The sequence below is a fragment of the Trichococcus sp. genome (assembly GCF_049589555.1).
Lineage (GTDB): Bacteria > Bacillota > Bacilli > Lactobacillales > Aerococcaceae > Trichococcus.
On record NZ_JBAWAZ010000302.1, the window covers coordinates 1 to 2,574 of the forward strand.

2 protein-coding genes and 1 pseudogene are annotated in these 2,574 nt (G+C 50.6%); all 3 read left to right on the top strand.

The window, feature by feature from the left end; translation table 11 throughout:
- On the top strand, positions 1-335 hold a 335-nt coding region (locus tag WBV27_RS10580; RefSeq protein ID WP_424201894.1), incomplete at its 5' end, for a class II aldolase/adducin family protein.
- 13 nt (positions 336-348) lie between these two features.
- Complete coding sequence (gene araA / locus WBV27_RS10585; protein ID WP_424201896.1) at positions 349-1,773, top strand: L-arabinose isomerase; 1,425 nt, start codon at positions 349-351, stop codon at positions 1,771-1,773.
- A 109-nt stretch (positions 1,774-1,882) separates the two neighbouring features.
- A pseudogene (locus WBV27_RS10590) lies at positions 1,883-2,574 on the top strand (phosphoketolase); the annotation flags it as partial.

The window sequence follows — 2,574 nt, forward strand, 5'->3', positions numbered from 1 at the left end:
ACGGCACGGTTCCCTGCGCCCGTTTCCTGACGCAAGCGGAAATCGACCGGGGTTACGAGGAAGAGACGGGCAATGCCATCGTGGAAACGTTCCGCGAACGCGGCATCAAACCGATGGAAGTTCCCGGCGTATTGCTGCATGGGCACGGGCCCTTCACTTGGGCCAAGGACGCCAAAGGGGCAGTACTGAATGCCGTCGTATTGGACGAGGTCTGCAAAACCAATCTGTTCGCCCGTCAGTTGAATGCCTTCGCGGAGGAACTGCCGCAGCGCATTCTGGATAAACATTATTTGCGAAAACACGGAGAGAACGCCTATTACGGGCAAAAAAAATAAGGGAGCTGAAAATATGTTAGAAGTAGGGAAAAAAGAATTTTGGTTCGTAGTCGGTTCACAACATTTATATGGTGAAGAAGCTTTGCAGACAGTTAAAAATAATGCGGCGGTCATCGTGGAAAGCCTGAACAACAGCGGCAAACTGCCTTATCCGCTTGTGCTGCAGGAATTGGCGGTAACAGCCGATACGATCACGAAGATCATGAAAGAAGTGAATTACCGTGATGATGTGGCAGGTGTCATCACTTGGATGCATACCTTCTCGCCAGCCAAAATGTGGATCCGCGGCACGAAATTGCTGCAAAAACCGTTATTGCATCTGGCAACGCAATTCAACGAAAGCATTCCATGGGCAACAATCGATATGGATTTCATGAACTTGAACCAAGCAGCACATGGCGACCGCGAGTACGGCTTCATCAATGCGCGTCTGAAAAAGAACAACAAAGTCGTTGTCGGCTATTGGGAACGTGAAAATGTCCAAACCCAAATCGCGGAATGGATGGACGTTGCGGTAGCCTACAATGAGAGCTTCTCCATCAAAGTGGCGCGTTTCGGCGATAACATGCGTAACGTTGCCGTGACGGAAGGCGATAAAGTGGAAGCACAAATCCAATTCGGCTGGACAGTCGATTACTACGGCATCAGGGATCTAGTGGACTATGTCGATGCGGTCGCAGATGCAGAAGTCGATGCTTTATTCAATGAATACAAAGATTTGTATGATTTCGACTACGGCGATTATGAACAAGGCAAATGGGAAGCGCACGTAAAAGTGCAGGCACGTCAGGAAATCGGCATCCGTCGTTTCTTGGAAGCGGGCGGCTATACTGCCTTTACGTCAAACTTCGAAGATCTGCATGGCTTGCAACAGTTGCCTGGTTTGGCCGTGCAACGTCTGATGGCGGAAGGCTACGGATTCGCAGGCGAAGGCGACTGGAAAACAGCAGCAATCGACCGCTTGATGAAGATCATGTCCCACAACATCGACACCGGCTTTATGGAAGACTACACGTATGAAATGGCTGAAGGCAGAGAAGCGATCCTGCAATCGCATATGTTGGAAGTCGATCCAGGACTGGCAGTTAACAAACCAAAAATTTTGATCGCGCCATTATCGATGGGTAATCGTGAAGAGCCTGCCCGCCTCGTCTTCGATGGTAAAGCCGGGGACGGCGTTGTCGTTTCGATGGCCGACTTCGGAACGCACTACAAACTGTTGGTGAATGAAGTTCTTGCTTTTGAACCGACTGAGGCAGCTCCGAACCTTCCTGTCGCACGCGTCCTGTGGGAAGTGAAACCGAATTTCCATGACGGCATCCGCGCTTGGATAGAAGCTGGCGGCGGCCACCACACGGTCGTTTCCTTGAGTTTGAGCACAGATCAGATCCTGGCTTGGGCAAAACTGGTCGGCCTTGAAGTAGCCTTAATCAAATAGTTTTTTTCGATCGGTTTGACAGAAAATCGTCAAACCGATTTTTTGGAGGACATTTGTGAAAGCTTTGGCAAGCGTTTTCAATAATAAAAAATGAAAAGGAGCAACAAAAATGACTGCATTTGATTCAAAAGAGTATCTGGACAAGGTGGATGCCTTCTGGCGCGCCGCCAATTTCATCTCCGTGGGACAACTGTACCTGAAGGACAATCCTTTGCTGCAACGCCCGATCGAGGAAACCGATGTGAAACTCCATCCAATCGGCCACTGGGGAACGATCTCCGGGCAGAACTTCATCTATGCCCACTTGAACCGCGTCATCAACAAATATGACCTGAACATGTTCTACGTCGAAGGTCCGGGACATGGCGGCCAAGTCATGGTTTCGAACTCCTATCTGGACGGATCCTATACGGAAATCTATCCGGACATCACCGAGGATCTGGAAGGCTTGACGAAACTCTACAAACAATTCTCCTTCCCCGGCGGGGTTGCTTCCCATGCGGCACCGGAAACACCCGGATCGATCCATGAAGGCGGCGAACTGGGCTATTCACTTTCCCATGCCACTGGAGCCATCTTCGACAATCCGGAAGTGATTGCAGCGACTGTTGTTGGTGACGGGGAAGCTGAAACCGGTCCGTTGGCGGCTGGTTGGTTCTCCAATGTGTTCATCAATCCAGTTACGGACGGCGCCGTTTTGCCGATCCTGTACCTGAACGGCGGCAAAATCTCCAACCCGACGATCCTCGACCGCAAATCGAACGAAGAATTGACGCAGTACTTTGGCGGCATGGGTTGGGA

Coding starts and splice junctions, on each gene's coding strand:
- araA (WP_424201896.1), top strand. CDS start 349: ATGTTAGAAGTAGGGAAAAAAGAATTTTGGTTCGTAGTCGGTTCACAA.